General features: G+C 68.0%; 15 protein-coding genes and 1 riboswitch. Of the genes, 14 read left to right on the top strand and 1 reads right to left on the bottom strand.

The genetic code is table 11. The features are described from left to right. Positions 1 to 41: 41 nt before the first annotated feature. The 7 genes from BRAD3257_RS24615 to cobJ are packed head-to-tail and all read left to right on the top strand — an operon-like array spanning position 42 to position 7,973. The gene (locus BRAD3257_RS24615; protein ID WP_122403997.1) at positions 42 to 416 is read left to right on the top strand and encodes a DUF1636 family protein; all 375 of its coding nucleotides are present in this window, start codon (positions 42 to 44) and stop codon (positions 414 to 416) included. Further along, positions 413 to 1,462: a cobalamin biosynthesis protein CobW gene (gene cobW / locus BRAD3257_RS24610; protein WP_122403996.1), complete on the top strand. Its 1,050-nt coding sequence runs from the start codon at positions 413 to 415 to the stop codon at positions 1,460 to 1,462. Before BRAD3257_RS24615 ends, cobW begins: the two co-directional genes overlap by 4 nt. After that, a complete protein-coding gene (gene cobN, locus BRAD3257_RS24605; protein ID WP_122403995.1) occupies positions 1,462 to 4,719 on the top strand; it encodes a cobaltochelatase subunit CobN in 3,258 nt (1,085 codons plus the stop codon). Before cobW ends, cobN begins: the two co-directional genes overlap by 1 nt. Continuing rightward, positions 4,716 to 5,879 (top strand): precorrin-3B synthase, encoded by a 1,164-nt coding sequence (gene cobG / locus BRAD3257_RS24600; protein WP_122403994.1) that lies wholly within the window; start codon positions 4,716 to 4,718, stop codon positions 5,877 to 5,879. The genes cobN and cobG overlap by 4 nt, the downstream gene beginning before the upstream one ends. Next, positions 5,879 to 6,508 carry a precorrin-8X methylmutase gene (locus BRAD3257_RS24595; RefSeq protein WP_122403993.1) on the top strand — a complete coding sequence of 210 codons (630 nt, stop codon included), beginning with the start codon at positions 5,879 to 5,881 and terminating at the stop codon, positions 6,506 to 6,508. Before cobG ends, BRAD3257_RS24595 begins: the two co-directional genes overlap by 1 nt. A gap of 2 nt (positions 6,509 to 6,510) precedes the next feature. Beyond that, positions 6,511 to 7,242, top strand: a complete 732-nt coding sequence (locus BRAD3257_RS24590) for a precorrin-2 C(20)-methyltransferase (RefSeq protein WP_122403992.1) — start codon at positions 6,511 to 6,513, stop codon at positions 7,240 to 7,242. Further along, on the top strand, positions 7,239 to 7,973 hold the full coding sequence (cobJ, locus tag BRAD3257_RS24585) for a precorrin-3B C(17)-methyltransferase (protein WP_122403991.1): 735 nt from the start codon (positions 7,239 to 7,241) through the stop codon (positions 7,971 to 7,973). Before BRAD3257_RS24590 ends, cobJ begins: the two co-directional genes overlap by 4 nt. Here the strand turns inward: cobJ and BRAD3257_RS24580 are convergent. Next, a complete protein-coding gene (locus BRAD3257_RS24580) occupies positions 7,949 to 8,695 on the bottom strand; it encodes a cobalt-precorrin-6A reductase (protein WP_122403990.1) in 747 nt (248 codons plus the stop codon). The two genes, cobJ and BRAD3257_RS24580, sit on opposite strands and share 25 nt — an antisense overlap. On the opposite strand from BRAD3257_RS24580, the gene cbiE reads away from it, so the two are divergent. The 7 genes from cbiE to cobF all read left to right on the top strand — a co-directional run bounded on the left by cbiE (position 8,694) and on the right by cobF (position 14,833). Beyond that, positions 8,694 to 9,875 (top strand): precorrin-6y C5,15-methyltransferase (decarboxylating) subunit CbiE, encoded by a 1,182-nt coding sequence (gene cbiE, locus BRAD3257_RS24575; RefSeq protein ID WP_122403989.1) that lies wholly within the window; start codon positions 8,694 to 8,696, stop codon positions 9,873 to 9,875. The genes BRAD3257_RS24580 and cbiE overlap by 2 nt on opposite strands. After that, complete coding sequence (locus tag BRAD3257_RS24570; protein WP_162500344.1) at positions 9,872 to 10,240, top strand: cobalamin biosynthesis protein; 369 nt, start codon at positions 9,872 to 9,874, stop codon at positions 10,238 to 10,240. Before cbiE ends, BRAD3257_RS24570 begins: the two co-directional genes overlap by 4 nt. After that, on the top strand, positions 10,237 to 11,019 hold the full coding sequence (gene cobM / locus BRAD3257_RS24565; RefSeq protein ID WP_122403988.1) for a precorrin-4 C(11)-methyltransferase: 783 nt from the start codon (positions 10,237 to 10,239) through the stop codon (positions 11,017 to 11,019). Before BRAD3257_RS24570 ends, cobM begins: the two co-directional genes overlap by 4 nt. Then, positions 11,019 to 12,329 carry a cobyrinic acid a,c-diamide synthase CobB gene (locus BRAD3257_RS24560; protein WP_122403987.1) on the top strand — a complete coding sequence of 437 codons (1,311 nt, stop codon included), beginning with the start codon at positions 11,019 to 11,021 and terminating at the stop codon, positions 12,327 to 12,329. The genes cobM and BRAD3257_RS24560 overlap by 1 nt, the downstream gene beginning before the upstream one ends. Next, positions 12,326 to 13,057, top strand: coding sequence for a uroporphyrinogen-III C-methyltransferase (cobA, locus tag BRAD3257_RS24555; protein WP_122403986.1), 732 nt, complete (start codon positions 12,326 to 12,328; stop codon positions 13,055 to 13,057). The genes BRAD3257_RS24560 and cobA overlap by 4 nt, the downstream gene beginning before the upstream one ends. Before the next feature lie 45 nt (positions 13,058 to 13,102). Then, positions 13,103 to 13,322, top strand: a riboswitch (cobalamin riboswitch). A gap of 37 nt (positions 13,323 to 13,359) precedes the next feature. Beyond that, the gene (locus BRAD3257_RS24550) at positions 13,360 to 14,037 is read left to right on the top strand and encodes an energy-coupling factor ABC transporter permease (RefSeq protein WP_122403985.1); all 678 of its coding nucleotides are present in this window, start codon (positions 13,360 to 13,362) and stop codon (positions 14,035 to 14,037) included. Between the two features lie 46 nt (positions 14,038 to 14,083). Continuing rightward, positions 14,084 to 14,833 carry a precorrin-6A synthase (deacetylating) gene (gene cobF / locus BRAD3257_RS24545; protein ID WP_122403984.1) on the top strand — a complete coding sequence of 250 codons (750 nt, stop codon included), beginning with the start codon at positions 14,084 to 14,086 and terminating at the stop codon, positions 14,831 to 14,833. Positions 14,834 to 14,838: the final 5 nt, after the last annotated feature.

Genomic DNA, 14,838 nt, shown 5'->3' with positions numbered 1-14,838 from the left:
GCGCGCCTCATCGCCTCCCGCTGTTTATCCTGGAAGAGGCGATGACCGTCACACTTCACGTCTGCATCACCTGCCGCGCCGGCCAGACGCTCGGCGAGGGCGACACGACGCCTGGCAAGCGCCTGCATGGTGCGATCCTCGAGGCCGGCGTGCCCGATGGCGTCAGCGTGGTTCCCGTCGAATGCCTGTCGGCCTGCAGCCAGGGCTGCTCGGTCGCGCTCAGCGCGCCCGGCCGCTGGTCCTATGTCTATGGCCGTCTGTCGGATGCCAACGCGCGCGACGTGGTCGCGGGTGCTGCGGCCTATGCCGCCGCGCCTGATGGCATCGTGCCCTGGCGCAGCCGGCCGGAAATCTTCCGCAAGCAGTCGCTTGCCCGCATTCCCCCCATTGCCGTCGTGCCGGAGGCCGCTGAATGAACTCGCTCGCAAAAGTCCCGGTCACGGTGGTCACGGGTTTTCTCGGCTCCGGCAAGACCACGCTGATCCAGCATCTGCTGACCAATGCCAACGGCAAGAAGCTCGCCGTGCTCGTCAACGAGTTCGGCAGCGAGGGGGTCGATGGCGAGATCCTGAAATCCTGCGCCGACGCCAATTGCCCGGAGGAGAACATCGTCGAGCTCGCCAATGGCTGCATCTGCTGCACCGTGGCCGACGATTTTATTCCGACCATGGAGCAATTGCTGGCGCGCCCGGTGCGGCCCGATCACATCCTGATCGAGACTTCGGGCCTGGCGCTGCCGAAGCCGTTGCTCAAGGCGTTCGACTGGCCGGAGATCCGCTCGCGCATCACGGTCGATGGCGTGATCGCGCTGGCCGATGCCGAGGCTGTCGCGGCCGGCCGGTTCGCGCCAGATCCGGCGGCCGTCGAAGCGCAGCGCGCGGCGGACGAAAATCTGGATCACGAGACGCCGCTGTCGGAAGTGTTCGAGGACCAGATCGCCTGCGCCGATATCGTGCTGCTGACCAAGGCTGATCTTGCGGGCGCGGCGGGCATCGAAGCCGCAAAGGCCGCGATCGCTGCCGAGATGCCGCGCCGCGTGCCCATGCTGCCGATCACCGACGGCGCGATCGATGCGCGCGTCATCCTCGGCATCGGCGCTGCCGCGGAGAACGACCTCGCCGCGCGCCCCTCGCATCATGACGGCGAAGAGGAGCACGAGCACGACGATTTCGCCTCTGTCGTGATCGATCTTCCGGAAGTGGCGGACGTCGATGCGTTGGTCGCATCCGTCCAGAAGCTGGCCCGCGAGCAGAACGTGCTGCGCGCCAAGGGCTACATCGCGGTCGCCGGCAAGCCGATGCGGCTGTTGCTGCAGGCGGTCGGAGAGCGCGTGCGCCATCAGTTCGACAGGCCCTGGGGCGCAGGTCTCAGACAGTCAAAGCTGGTCGTGATCGGCGAGCATGGCGACATCGACGAGGCTGCGATCAGGGCAGGACTTGCTCTTTCAGGATCTGGTATCTGATGCACGTCGTCTTCCGCGAGAGCCGCGGTCTCGAGGAGACCGCGACGCCAAGAGACATCGGCCAGGACCCGGCCGATCTCGTGGTGCTCTCGTATTCGGATTCCGATCTCGCCGCGTTCGCGGCCGGCTGGCGGCGTGGCCGCCACAGCCTGCCGTCGCTGCGGCTCGCGAATCTTGCGGAGCTGCGTCACCCGCTGTCGGTGGACACCTATATCGAGCGCACGCTGTCGCAGGCACGCGGCATTCTGGTGCGCCTGATCGGCGGCGAATCCTATTGGCCGTATGGGCTGGCGGCCCTGCAACAGCTCGCCAAGGACCGCAATATCGTGCTGGCCGTGCTGCCGGGCGATGGGCGCGGCGACCCGCGGCTCGATGCATACTCGACGCTGCCAGTCTCGACGCTGCGTCGGCTCAAGGTGCTGTGCGATACCGGCGGCCCCGTTGCCGCTCAAGCCGCGATCGCGCAGCTTGCGTTGGCTTCGGGCCTCTATGCAGGGCCGGTCACCGGCGAGATGACCGTGCCCGAGATGGGTTTTTATGATCCCGTTCGTGGCGTCATCACCGCCCCTGCGGCTACCAAGGGAAAACCGGGCGCGCTCGTCGCCTTCTATCGTTCCTATCTCACCGCCGCGGACACTGGCCCGGTCGACGCGCTGATCGTGGCGCTGCGCGAGAAGGGGTTTGACGCGCACGGCGTGTTCGTTACCTCGCTGAAGGCTGCGGGCGTCGCCGATTGGCTGCGCGCGTATCTCGCGCAAAATCCAGCGGCCGCGATCGTCAATGCGACGGCGTTTTCCGCGATCGGCGACGACGGCACCACGCCGTTCGATGCCGCGTGTCCGGTGTTTCAGGTCGCACTCTCGACGGCGCGGCGCGAGGATTGGGCGGAATCGCTGCGCGGCCTCTCGCCCGGCGATCTCGCGATGCATGTGGTGCTGCCCGAGGTCGACGGCCGCTTGTTCGCGGGCGTGGTGAGCTTCAAATCGGCCGCTGAGCGCGATCCGGAGTTGCAGTTCTCGCACCTGGCGCACAGGCCGGATGAAGAACGTGTGAAGGCCGTCGCCGCGCGCGTCGCGGCCTGGCGGGGCCTTGCCGAGAAGCCGGCCGGCGAGAAGCGGCTGGCGATCGTGCTCTCGAATTATCCGGGACGTCCGCACCAGATCGCGCATGCGGTCGGTCTCGATGCGCTGGCCTCGGTCGAGGCCTTGGTGTCCGATCTCGCGGAAGTGGGCTTCGAGGTTGCGCCGGTCGACGCGCTCGGCGAGACGCTGCTGAGGCAGCAGCTCACTTGGCGTGTTGCCGATTATCGCGCGGCGCTCGCGCGCATGCCGCAATCCTTGCAGGAATCCTTGCAGGACGATCTCGCCCAGGCCTGGGGAGCGGTGGAGGATGATCCGAGCTGCCGCGACGGCGCGTTCCACTTCGCCGCAATTCAGTGCGGCCGCTCGATCATCGCAGTTCAGCCCGAGCGCGGCGATGCGGCCTCGCGCGATGCCGATTATCACGATCTCGCCCGCACACCGCGCCATGCCTATGTCGCGTTCTACCTCTGGCTCAGGCAGCAGGGCTGTGATGCCGTCGTACATATGGGCGCGCATGGCACGCTGGAGTGGTTGCCGGGAAAATCCGTGGCGCTGTCAACGAGCTGCTGGCCGGAGGCATTGATCGGCGATCTCCCCGTCATCTATCCCTTCATTGTCAACGATCCCGGCGAGGCCGCGCAGGCCAAGCGGCGCATCGGAGCGGTGACGATCGGCCATCTGCCGCCGCCCCTCGAAAGCTCCGCCGTGCCGGAAGGGCTGCGCCGCCTCGAACGGCTCCTTGACGAATATTCGACCGCCGACGGTCTCGATCCCGCCCGTCGCCAGCGCCTGATCGCGGCGATCCGCGACGAGGCGCGAGCGGCCGGCCTCGAAGAGGATCTCGGCCTCGATGCATCGGCAGCACCGGCCGAAGCCATTCCACGGATCGATCGCTTCGTCTGCGACCTCAAGGAAAGCCAGTTCGGCGACGGCTTGCACGTGTTCGGGCGCGGCGCCTGCGGCGAGGCGGAGCGGGATGCGCTGCTTGCTGCACTGGCAGGCCGGCGCGTTGCGCCGGGGCCGTCGGGCTCACCCTATCGCGGACGTCAGGACGTCTTGCCGACCGGGCGCAATCTCTTCGCCGTCGATCCGCGCGCGGTGCCGACGCCGTCGGCGCATGCGCAAGGAATCAAGCTCGCCGAAGAGCTGCTGCGCCGCCATCTGCAGGATCACGGCGATTGGCCGAAGGGCCTCGTCGTCGATCTCTGGGGCTCGGCGACGATGCGTACCGCGGGCGAGGAGTTCGCGATGGCGCTGCATCTGGCCGGCCTTGCGCCGCGCTGGGATCACGCTTCCGGCCGCGTCACCGGTTACGACATCATCGCGCCGGCCGAGCTCGGTCGCCCCCGCATCGATGTCACGCTGCGGGTGTCGGGCCTGTTCCGCGATGTCTTCGCAGGCCTTGCGCAATTGTTCGAAGCCGCCTCCGAGGCGCTCGCGGCGCGCGACGAGGAGGGCGATGAGAACCCTTATCGCCAACGCACCTCCCGCGTGTTCGCGCCGCGTCCCGGACAATACGGCGTCGGCCTTTCCGCGATCCCGGATGCCTTCACGCCCGAGACCCGCCAAGCAGCCGGCGAAGCGTGGCTGTCGGCGTCGTCCTGGGCATTCTCGGTGGATGGTACAATGCAGCCGGATCGCGCAGGGATCGAATCGCGGCTCGCATCCGCGGACGCTTTTGTCCATATCCAGGACTTGCCCGAAACCGACCTTCTGCTCGCCGCCGACTACGCCGCGCATGAAGCAGGCGTCGCTGCGGCTGCAGCTCACCTCGGTGCAGGCGCGCCTTCGCTCTATCATCTCGATGCGACACGGCCCAGCGAGCCGCATGCGCGCACGCTGACGGAGGAAATTTCACGTGTCGTCCGGGCACGCGCGGCCAATCCGGCCTGGATCGCCGGCATGATGCGTCACGGTTTTCGTGGCGCCGCCGAGATCACCGCGACGCTGGAGCACATGGCCGCCTTCGCCCATCTCGCCGGCGCCGTGCCGCCGCATTTGTTCGATCTCTATTACGACGCGACATTCGGCAACGACGAGGTCCGCGCCTTCATGGCCCGCGAAAATCCGGCGGCCCTTGCCGCGATGGAGACGTGCTTCACCCGCCTGCATGAAGCTTCACTCTGGCGAACCCGCCGCAATTCGATCGCGGCGGCACTGCGGGAGGCCTCATGAGCGCGGCGGCAGTCAAGGGCTGGTGTCCCGGCGCGCTGCGCCCGATGCTGTCGGGCGACGGGCTCGTCGTCCGTGTGCGTCCGTTTGGCGGGCGCCTTGAAGCACCACAGATCTCCGGGCTTGCGGATCTGGCCGAGCGCTTCGGCAACGGCCTGATCGACGTCACAAGCCGGGCCAATCTGCAGATCAGGGGCGTGAAGGAGGACGGCCATCGGCCGTTGCTCGATGGTCTTGCGCGATTGGCATTGCTCGATCCCGACACCGATATCGAGGCCAGGCGCAACATCCTGGTGACGCCGTTCTGGAGCAGCGGTGACGAGACGCAGTCGCTCGCCGCGGAGCTCGAGGAGGCGCTCGCCGAATCCGGCCTCGTGCTTCCCACCAAGTTCGGCTTCGCCGTCGACGATGGCCGATCGCGCGTTCTGGCCGGCGATTCCGCCGACATCCGCATCGAGCGCGACCGCTCGGGCCGCCTCCTTGTGCGGGCCGACGGCGCAAGGCTCGGCCGCTGCGTCGAACGCGGACAGGCCGTGAGCGCGGCGCTGGCGCTCGCAAGCTGGTTCCTCATCTCCGGCGGCGCGAGGGGTGGGCGAGCGCGCATGGCAGCCCACATCGCATCCGGCGCGACGTTGCCTCAATCGCTGCGCGGCGAGACCGAGCCTGCGCCCGTGATGGCCGCAGCGCGGCCCGGGCCCTATCCGCAAGGCGCGATGGTTGGCGTCGCGTTCGGACAAATGCTGCACGCGACGCTCCGTCAGTTCTCAGGTTACGGACATGCGCTGCGCATGACTCCCTGGCGGATGGTGCTAAGCGAGGGCAATCGCGAGATGCCGAGCGGGGCGGGCCTCATCACCGAGCCGTATGATCCGGCGCTGCGCGTCATAGCCTGCAGCGGCGCGCCGCGCTGCCGGGAAGCCCATGCCGATACGCGCGCGCTCGCAGCAGCGCTCGCCCCGCGCATTGCCGCCGATGGGCGGCTCCACGTTTCCGGCTGCCGCAAGGGCTGCGCCCATTCCGGAACGGCTGCGGTCACGCTGATCGCGACGCGCGCCGGATTCGATCTCGTCCGCGATGGCTCGACGCGCGATGAGCCGGTGCTGCGCGGGCTGAGCGGCGCGGATATCGTCAGCGATCCCTCCATCCTGGTCGGAGGGAACTGATGCCGCACACCTACGAGACCGACGGCGCGGCGATCTACCGGCAATCCTTTGCCACCATTCGGGCCGAGGCCGATCTTGCGCGCTTTACGCCCGACGAGGAGCCGGTGGTGGTGCGGATGATCCACGCTGCCGGCATGGTCGGCCTCGAGGCGCATATCCGCTTCACGCCTGGCATGGCGATCGCCGCGCGCGCGGCCTTGCAGAAGGGCGCGCCGATCCTGTGCGATGCGCGCATGGTATCGGAGGGCATCACGCGTGCCAGATTGCCTGCGGCCAATGCCGTGATCTGCACGCTCGGAGACGAGTCCGTTCCTGCGCTCGCGCACTCCATGCGCAACACACGTTCGGCCGCCGCACTGGAGCTGTGGCGGCCGCATCTGGGCGGCGCGATCGTCGCGATCGGCAATGCGCCGACCGCGCTGTTTCATCTGCTCAACATGCTGGAGGATCGCGACTGCCCGCGGCCGGCAGCGATCATCGGCTGCCCCGTCGGCTTCGTCGGCGCCGCCGAATCCAAGGCCGCGCTGATGGCCGATCCGCCGGCGCCGGCACTGACGGTCGAAGGGCGCCTCGGCGGCTCTGCGATCACGGTCGCCGCCGTCAACGCGCTGGCGAGCCGGAGCGAATAGCCATGGGACGCATCATCTGCTGCGGTCTCGGCCCAGGCGATCCCGATCTGATGAGCGTGCGCGCCGATCGCACGGTGCGCGGCGCGCAGCACGTCGCCTATTTCCGCAAGAAGGGCAGGCCGGGGCAGGCGCGCCGCATCGTCGAGGGCATGCTCGCTGCCGGCGTCACCGAATATCCCATGGAATATCCGGTCACGACCGAGATCGCCTTCGACAGTCCTGACTACGTGCAAATGCTCGCCGGCTTCTACGACGAATGGGCCGAGCGCCTGGCACGGCTTTCGCGCGCGGTCGACGTCGTCGTGCTCTGCGAGGGCGATCCCTACTTCTACGGCTCCTTCATGCATCTGCACACGCGCCTGCAAGGCCGCGTCGAGATCGAGGTGATCGCCGGAATTCCCGGGATGGTCGGCTGCTGGAATGGCGTTGGACAGCCGATCGCGCTCGGCGATGACGTGACGACGGTGCTGATGGGCACGCTCGCCGAAGACGAGCTCGAGCGGCGCATGCGCGATTCCGATGCGCTCGTCGTCATGAAGACCGGCCGTAATCTCGCAAAGGTGCAACGCGCGCTTCGCTCCGCAGGCAGGCTGGATGACGCCTGGCTGGTCGAGCGCGGCACCATGCCGGGCGAGCGCGTGGTGCGGCTTGCCGAGATCGATGCTGCCGATTGCCCTTACTTCGCGATCGTGCTCGTGCACGGCAAGGGCCGGCATCTGGACGCTGCCGAATGACGGGCACGCTGACCATCGCGGGCCTCGGGCCGGGCAGCGACACGCTGGTGACGCCGGAAGTCTCCGCGGCGCTTGCCGCCGCCACCGACATTCTGGGCTATGCGCCCTATGTCGCACGCGTGCCGCCGCGGGCCGGGCTCGAGCTGCATCCATCTGACAATCGCGAGGAGCTGCAGCGTGCGAGCGAAGCGCTGCGGCTAGCTGCAGAGGGCAGACAGGTCGTGGTCGTTTCCTCCGGCGATCCCGGCGTATTCGCGATGGCCTCCGCGGTGTTCGAGGCGCTCGAGCAGACGCCGCAATGGCAGGAACTGCCGATCCGTGTGCTGCCCGGCATCACTGCGATGCTGGCGGCGGCCGCCCGCACCGGCGCGCCGCTCGGCCATGATTTTTGCGCGATCAATCTCTCCGACAATCTCAAGCCGTGGACGGTGATCGAGAAGCGTCTTCGACTCGCTGCGGAAGCCGATTTCGCCATCGCGATGTACAATCCGCGCTCGGCGAGCCGGCCGGAAGGATTTGGCCGCGCGCTTGCGGTGCTTCGGCAAGCCGGCTGCGGCGAGCGCCTGGTGATCTTCGCGCGTGCGATCAGTGCTGCCGACGAGAAGATCGAGACCGTGACGCTGAACGAGGCCCGGGCCGAAATGGCCGACATGCGCACGCTGGTGATCGTCGGCAACTCGCAGACGCGCCGCGTCGGCCGCTGGATCTATGCACCGAGGCAGGTGCGATGACCGAGCCACTGCATCACCTCGACGACGCTCTCCACCCGCAACCGCGCGGGCAGTTCTGGCCGCGAGATCATGATCACGGGCAGGCCGAGCCTGCGGGCGGCGTCGATCTTGGCGCGCGCGCCGTCGCCGCCGGAATTCCGGGCGACGATCCACGAGATGCCGCGTGTGCGCAGCAGCTCCAGCTCTCCGTCGAGGGTGAAGGGGCCGCGGGACACGATCATATCGGCCTCGAAGGGCAGGGGCGCTTCGGGCGGATCGACGAAGCGCAGCGTATAGTTGTACTGCGGCTTCGTCGCGAATGGCGCGATGTGCTGACGGCCGATGGCGAGGAATACGTTTGCCGGCACCTCGGGCAGCGCGGCGACGGCGGCGTTGACGTCGACGACCTCGATCCAATTGTCGCCGGGCGCTTTCGTCCAGGGCGCGCGTTCGAGCGCAATCAGCGGCGTGGCCGTCTCCGTGCACGCCTCGACCGCGTTCCGGCTCATCTCGGCTGCGAATGGATGCGTCGCGTCGATGACATGCGTGATGCGCTCACGACGAACGTAGTCGGCAAGGCCGCTCGCGCCGCCGAAGCCGCCGATGCGGGTCGGCAGCGGCTGGTCGGCCGGCGCGCGGGTGCGGCCGCCGTACGAATACACGGCGCCAATGCCGGCGCGCGCGATCGCCGTTGCGAGCACGCTCGCGTCGCTCGTTCCGCCCAGAATGAGGGCGCGCGTCATGGCTGATCCCTGGCTGACGATCATCGGTATCGGCGAAGATGGCCTTGCCGGGCTGTCCGAAGCAAGCCGAAAGGCGCTAGCCAGGGCAGAAACCGTGTTCGGTGGCGGGCGTCATCTTGCGCTCGCGGATGTCGGCAGCCGCGGACGCCCGTGGCCCGTGCCGTTCGACGCAAACATCGTGCTGAGCTGTCGCGGTAGGCCGACGGCCGTGCTCGCCTCAGGCGATCCGTTCTGGCATGGCGCCGGGGCAAGTCTCGCCGAGAAGCTCCATGGTGACGAGTGGATCGCGCATCCCGCGCCATCGACCTTCTCGCTTGCCGCCGCGCGGCTGGGCTGGCGGCTGGAATCCGTGATTTGCCTCGGACTTCACGCCGCGCCTTTCGAACGTCTCGTGCCGCATTTGGCGCATGGGGCGCGGATCATCTGTCTCCTGCGTGACGCCAAGGCGGCCGGCGACCTCGCGAGATGGCTGAGCGAGCGCGGATGGGGGGCTTCCGCATTCTGGATTCTCGCCGCGCTCGGCGGGCCGAATGAAAGCATCAGAGAATATCGCGCTGAAAGCCATACGCGCGCTTCGGCTGGAAACCTGATTGCGGTGGCGCTGGAGGCGGAGGGAGGGCATGGACTGTCTCGCAGCTCTGGCCTGCCGGACGATTTCTTCGCTCACGACGGGCAGATCACCAAGCGGCCGATGCGGGCCTTGGCGCTTTCGGCGCTGGCGCCGTGTCCCGGTAGGAGGCTGTGGGATGTTGGCGCGGGTTCGGGATCGATCTCGATCGAATGGGCGCTGTGCGGCGGAACGGCGATCGCGGTCGAGGCGCGGGACGATCGGGCTGCCAACATCCGCAGCAACGCGGCCGAGTTCGGACTGGAGCATCGGATCAACGTCGTCGCAGGCAAAGCGCCCGAAGCTCTCGCGGCGCTGGATCCGCCGGACGCCGTCTTCATCGGCGGTGGCCTCGATGGCGCGCTGTTCGACGCCGTCTGGGCGCGGCTCGCGCCTGGCACTCGAGTCGTCGCGCATGCCGTGACGCTGGAGACGGAAGCGCTGCTCGGCGAGCTGCATCAGCGCCATGGCGGCGAGCTGATGCGGGTCGAGATCGCCCATGCCGCTCCGCTCGGCCGCTACCGGTCGTGGAAGGCCGCGCGGCCCGTGGTGCAGTGGAGTACGAACCGATGAAGGTTGCCGGGCTCGGGTTCAGACAGGATGTCACGCTGGCTTCGCTGCGCGAAGCGCTTCTGGCGGCGGGCGGCCCCGAGGGGCTCGCGGCGGTGGCAACTGTCATCGACAAGGCCAACGCAGAGGTGCTGAAGCAGCTCGCACGTGAGTGCGGTGTGCCGATCATGGCGGTTCCGGCCGATAGGCTGGCGGGCATCGACACGCCGACGCAGTCGACGCTTGTCGCGGAAAAGTTCGGCACAGGATCGGTCGCCGAAGCTGCGGCGCTCGCTGCCGCCGGTCCTCGCGCGCGGTTGATTGGGACGCGTATGGTCTCGAAGGATCGCACCGCAACCGCGGCGATTGCCGAAGGAGACGGCGCATGACGGTGCATTTCATCGGCGCCGGGCCTGGCGCTGCCGATCTCTTGACCTTGCGCGGCCGCGACCTGATCGCGGCCTGTCCGGTCTGCCTCTATGCGGGCTCGCTGGTGCCCGCGGGCGTGCTGGCGCATTGCCCGGCCGGTGCGCGCATCGTCAACACCGCGCCGCTTTCGCTCGAGGAGATCATCGCGGAGATCGCCGCCGCGCATGCCGAGGGCAAGGACGTCGCGCGGCTGCATTCCGGCGATCTCTCGATCTGGTCGGCGATGGGCGAGCAGCTCCGCCGTCTGCGTGCGCTCGGAATTCCCTACACGCTGACACCCGGCGTGCCCTCATTCTCGGCTGCGGCGGCGGCGCTGGAGGCCGAACTGACTTTGCCGGGCCTGGCTCAGACCGTGGTGCTGACGCGCACGCCGGGCCGCGCCAGCGCGATGCCTGAAGGCGAGAAGCTCGCTGCATTCGCCGCGACCGGCGCGGTGCTCGCAATTCACCTGTCGATCCATCTGCTCGATCAGGTCGTGGCCGAGCTGACGCCTCACTACGGTGCGGACTGCCCGGTCGCGATCGTGTGGCGCGCGAGCTGGCCGGACCAGCGTATCGTCCGCGCGACACTCGGCACTCTCGATGCGGCCGTGGGCGGCGAGATGGAGCGCACCGCGCTGATCCTGGTCGGCAAGACGCTTGGCGCTGCGGATTTCGACGAGAGCCGCCTCTATGCCGCCGATTACGACCGCCGCTATCGGCCGGTCGGCGCCGAGCCGCGCTTTCCGGAGGTATCGTGATGGCGGCGGGCCTCGTCATCTCCGCACCTGCCTCCGGAGTGGGCAAGACCACGCTGACCCTGGCGCTCGCCCGCGCCTGGCGCAATCGCGGCCTGAACGTGCAGTGCTTCAAGAGCGGCCCTGACTATATCGATCCCGCGTTCCACGCCGCGGCGACGGGGCGCGCCTCCGTCAACGTCGACAGCTGGGCGATGGATCGCGTGAGCATTGCGCACCTCGTCGGCCGCGGTGCCGATGCCGACGTCGTGCTCGCCGAGGGCTCGATGGGCCTGTTCGACGGTGTCGCCGCACGTGGCGTCTCCGGCACAGGTGCGACCGCGGACATTGCGGAGATGCTGGGCTGGCCGGTGGTGCTGGTGATCGATCCCTCGGGACAGGCGCAGACGGCGGCGGCGATTGCCGCGGGCCTTCGCGACTATCGCCCCGGCGTGCGCCTTGCGGGCGTCGTGCTCAACCGCGTCGCCAGCCCGCGTCATGAAGACCTCGTGCGGCGCGCGCTGAACGAGGTCGGCATTGCCGTGTTCGGCGCGCTGCCGCGCCATGCCGAGATCAGCCTGCCGAAGCGGCATCTTGGCCTCGTGCAGGCCGAGGAGCAGGCGGAGATCGGCAAGCTGATCGACGAGGCCGCGCGCTTTATCGCCGAGCACGTCGATCTCGATGCGGTGCTGCAATCGGCAGCCAAATGGTCGCCGCATCCTGCAACGAACGGTTTGAATGTGACGCCGCCGGGCCAGCGCATTGCGCTGGCTCGGGATGCGGCATTCTCGTTCGTCTATCCGCATATGCTGGAAGCCTGGCGCGCGGCGGGCGCCGAGATAGTGCCGTTCTCGCCGCTGGCTGACGAAGCACCCGATGCAAGCGCCAACGTGTGCTGGCTGCCGGGCGGCTATCCCGAGCTTCATGCCGGCAGGATCGCGGCCAACGCGCGCTTTCGCAGCGGCCTTCGCGGCTTCGCGGAGACGCGGCCCGTGCACGGCGAATGCGGGGGCTATATGGTGCTGGGTGCAGCTTTGACCGATGCCGACGGCGTCCGCCATGAGATGGCGGGGCTGCTCGGCCTGGAGACCAGCTTTGCCAAGCGCCGCATGCATCTGGGCTATCGCCTCGCCGAACTGGCTGCGCCGATGCCGGGGCATGAGGCCGGCGCACGCCTGCGCGGCCATGAGTTCCACTATTCGACCATCCTTGCCCAACCCGATACGCCGCTGGCCGTGGTGCACGATGCAACCGGCACCGTCATTGCCGAGACCGGCTCGCGCCGTGGCCATGCCACCGGCACGTTCTTTCATCTGATCGCGGAGGACCGGTGAGCGGTTTTGTCTCCTTCGTCTCCGCCGGTCCCGGCGATCCCGAGCTCCTCACCGTGAAGGGCGCCGCGCGGCTGCGCGAGGCGGACGTCGTGCTCTATGACGACCTTGCGTCCGGCGCGATCCTCGACCTCGCGCGGCCCGGGGCCAATCTTGTCGCGGTGGGAAAGCGGGCCGGGCGTCCTTCGACCAAGCAGCACCATGTCAACCGTCTCCTGGTCGACTATGCCGCAACCGGCGTGCGCGTGGTGCGGCTGAAGTCGGGCGATGCCGGCATTTTCGGCCGGCTCGAGGAAGAGATCGAAACGCTGCGCGAGGCCGGCATCGGCTACGAGATCGTTCCCGGAGTCACCTCAGCTTGCGTCGCCGCGGCGCGAGCAGGAATTCCGCTGACCCGACGGCACACCTCGCGACGGGTGCAGTTCGTGACCGGGGCCGATGTCACCGGGGAATTGCCACCAAACCTGAATTGGGCGGCGCTGGCCGACCCCGAGGCGACGACTGTGGTCTATATGGGCAGGCGCACCTTTCCGGCGCTTGCCGCAAAATTGATCGCGCATGGCCTCGCGCCAAGCACCCCGGCGCTGTTCGCCGAATCTCTCGGGAGATCGGACGAACGGCTGGTCCGCACCACCATTGTCGAGCTCGCCGAGCAGCTTGCGCGCGGTGGGGCGGCTTCCACCGCCGCCGTGATTCTGTTCGGCGCGCTGGCCGGGGAATATCCGTCATGACGGCTCCCGCAGCCAGTCGCCCCTTGACGCCTGCGATACGAAAGGGGCACACAAGAGAGGCATGGTGCTCAACGCGGCGCAAAGCGCCGGAGCATAAACGGGAATGGGGGTGGGCGGACCCAATTGCGGCGCCCAAAACCCCAGCCGCCCCCGCGACTGTAAGCGGTGAGGGGCTCCGATCAGCCACTGGGCCGCAAGGTCCGGGAAGGCCGGAGAATCCCAGTGAACCGCGAGCCAGGAGACCGGCCCTGCAAATTTCGAGGCCAAGGCCGTCGGGTGTGACGGCAGGAAGGAATTGAACCATGCATATCGAACCCGGGATCGTGACGGGCGCCAAGCTCGTGTTGAGTTACGCAACCGGCATCGCCGCAGGCGGCGTTGCCTTCAAGCTCGCGGCCGAAACCGTGCGCGAGCAGGGCGTTGGCTCGTTCGCGGCGCGCACCTTGGCCACCACGGGCCTTGTCTTCACCTTCTTCCAAATCCTGCCGCACTTCCCGGTCGGCGTGTCCGAGGTGCACTTCATCCTCGGCTCGACCCTATTCCTGCTGTTTGGTGCTGCGCCCGCAGCCTTTGGCCTCGCGTTCGGCCTCTTGCTCCAGGGCGTGTTGTTCGTGCCGACCGACCTGCCGCAATATGGCATGAACGTCACCACGCTCCTGGTGCCGCTGTTTGCGATCCAGGCGCTCGCGACGCGGATCATTCCGCGCAATACCGCCTACGTCGATCTGCAATACCGCCAAGCGCTGGCGCTCTCGACCGCCTATCAGTCCGGCATCGTCGCGTGGGTGGCGTTCTGGGCGCTTTACGGCTCCGGCTTCGGCGCGACCAACCTCGCCAACATCGCGGCGTTTGCCGGATCCTATGCGCTGGTCGTCGTGATCGAGCCGCTCGCCGATCTCGCCGTGCTGGCGCTGGCGAAATCGCTGCGTGGCGTCACTGCGCCCGGCCTCGTCACGCCGCGCCTGCACAACGCGGCCTGAGAGACAAGCGAATGGGCGGCCGCAGCGGCCGCCCGTCGCGCTCGCGATGCTCACGCTCTCTCTGATAGGTATCGGTTGCGGCGATCCCGAGCAGCTCACGCGCGCCGCGATTCAAGCCATCAATGAGGCCGATCTCGTCCTGATCCCGCGCAAGGGGACTGCGAAGTCCGATCTTGCGGATCTCAGACGGACGATCTGCGCCGAGGTGCTCGCCAGCGACAAGGCAGTCATCGCCGAATTCGATCTTCCCGTGCGCGATGGCGGTGAAGCTGATTACCGCAAGGGCGTCGACGATTGGCATGATGCGGTGGCCGCGACCTGGTCGCAGACCATCGCGAGGCATCGCCAAGGTGACGGCAAGGTCGCGTTGCTGATCTGGGGCGATCCATCGCTCTACGACTCTTCGCTACGCATTGCGCGCCGGCTCGATCCACTACCGAATATCGAAGTCGTACCCGGCATCACCTCGATCCAGGCGCTGTGCGCCGCGCATGCGCTACCACTCAACGATATCGGCGAGCCGTTCCTGGTGACGACGGGTCGGCGTTTGCGCGACGGCGGCTGGCCGCAAGGCGTCGATACCGTGGTGGTGATGCTCGACGGCGGCACGGCGTTTCAGTCGCTCGATCCGGCCGGGCTCCACATTTGGTGGGGGGCCTATCTCGGCATGCCCGATCAGATCATCATGTCCGGCGTGCTGGCCGAGGTCGGCCCGCGCATCGTCGCGTCGCGGCAAGAGGCGCGTGAGCGGCACGGCTGGATCATGGACAGTTACATTCTCAAGCGAAGGCGTTGAGGCAG

This window comes from Bradyrhizobium vignae (assembly GCF_900324035.1).
GTDB lineage: Bacteria > Pseudomonadota > Alphaproteobacteria > Rhizobiales > Xanthobacteraceae > Bradyrhizobium > Bradyrhizobium vignae.
This window is presented reverse-complemented; position numbering and strand designations above follow the sequence as displayed.

Excerpts from the sequence above, each read along its gene's own strand:
- BRAD3257_RS24615 (WP_122403997.1), top strand. The coding sequence starts at position 42 with ATGACCGTCACACTTCACGTCTGCATCACCTGCCGCGCCGGCCAGACG.
- cobW (WP_122403996.1), top strand. The coding sequence starts at position 413 with ATGAACTCGCTCGCAAAAGTCCCGGTCACGGTGGTCACGGGTTTTCTC.
- cobN (WP_122403995.1), top strand. The coding sequence starts at position 1,462 with ATGCACGTCGTCTTCCGCGAGAGCCGCGGTCTCGAGGAGACCGCGACG.
- cobG (WP_122403994.1), top strand. The coding sequence starts at position 4,716 with ATGAGCGCGGCGGCAGTCAAGGGCTGGTGTCCCGGCGCGCTGCGCCCG.
- BRAD3257_RS24595 (WP_122403993.1), top strand. The coding sequence starts at position 5,879 with ATGCCGCACACCTACGAGACCGACGGCGCGGCGATCTACCGGCAATCC.
- BRAD3257_RS24590 (WP_122403992.1), top strand. The coding sequence starts at position 6,511 with ATGGGACGCATCATCTGCTGCGGTCTCGGCCCAGGCGATCCCGATCTG.
- cobJ (WP_122403991.1), top strand. The coding sequence starts at position 7,239 with ATGACGGGCACGCTGACCATCGCGGGCCTCGGGCCGGGCAGCGACACG.
- cbiE (WP_122403989.1), top strand. The coding sequence starts at position 8,694 with ATGGCTGATCCCTGGCTGACGATCATCGGTATCGGCGAAGATGGCCTT.
- BRAD3257_RS24580 (WP_122403990.1), bottom strand. The coding sequence starts at position 8,695 with ATGACGCGCGCCCTCATTCTGGGCGGAACGAGCGACGCGAGCGTGCTC.
- BRAD3257_RS24570 (WP_162500344.1), top strand. The coding sequence starts at position 9,872 with ATGAAGGTTGCCGGGCTCGGGTTCAGACAGGATGTCACGCTGGCTTCG.
- cobM (WP_122403988.1), top strand. The coding sequence starts at position 10,237 with ATGACGGTGCATTTCATCGGCGCCGGGCCTGGCGCTGCCGATCTCTTG.
- BRAD3257_RS24560 (WP_122403987.1), top strand. The coding sequence starts at position 11,019 with ATGGCGGCGGGCCTCGTCATCTCCGCACCTGCCTCCGGAGTGGGCAAG.
- BRAD3257_RS24550 (WP_122403985.1), top strand. The coding sequence starts at position 13,360 with ATGCATATCGAACCCGGGATCGTGACGGGCGCCAAGCTCGTGTTGAGT.
- cobF (WP_122403984.1), top strand. The coding sequence starts at position 14,084 with ATGCTCACGCTCTCTCTGATAGGTATCGGTTGCGGCGATCCCGAGCAG.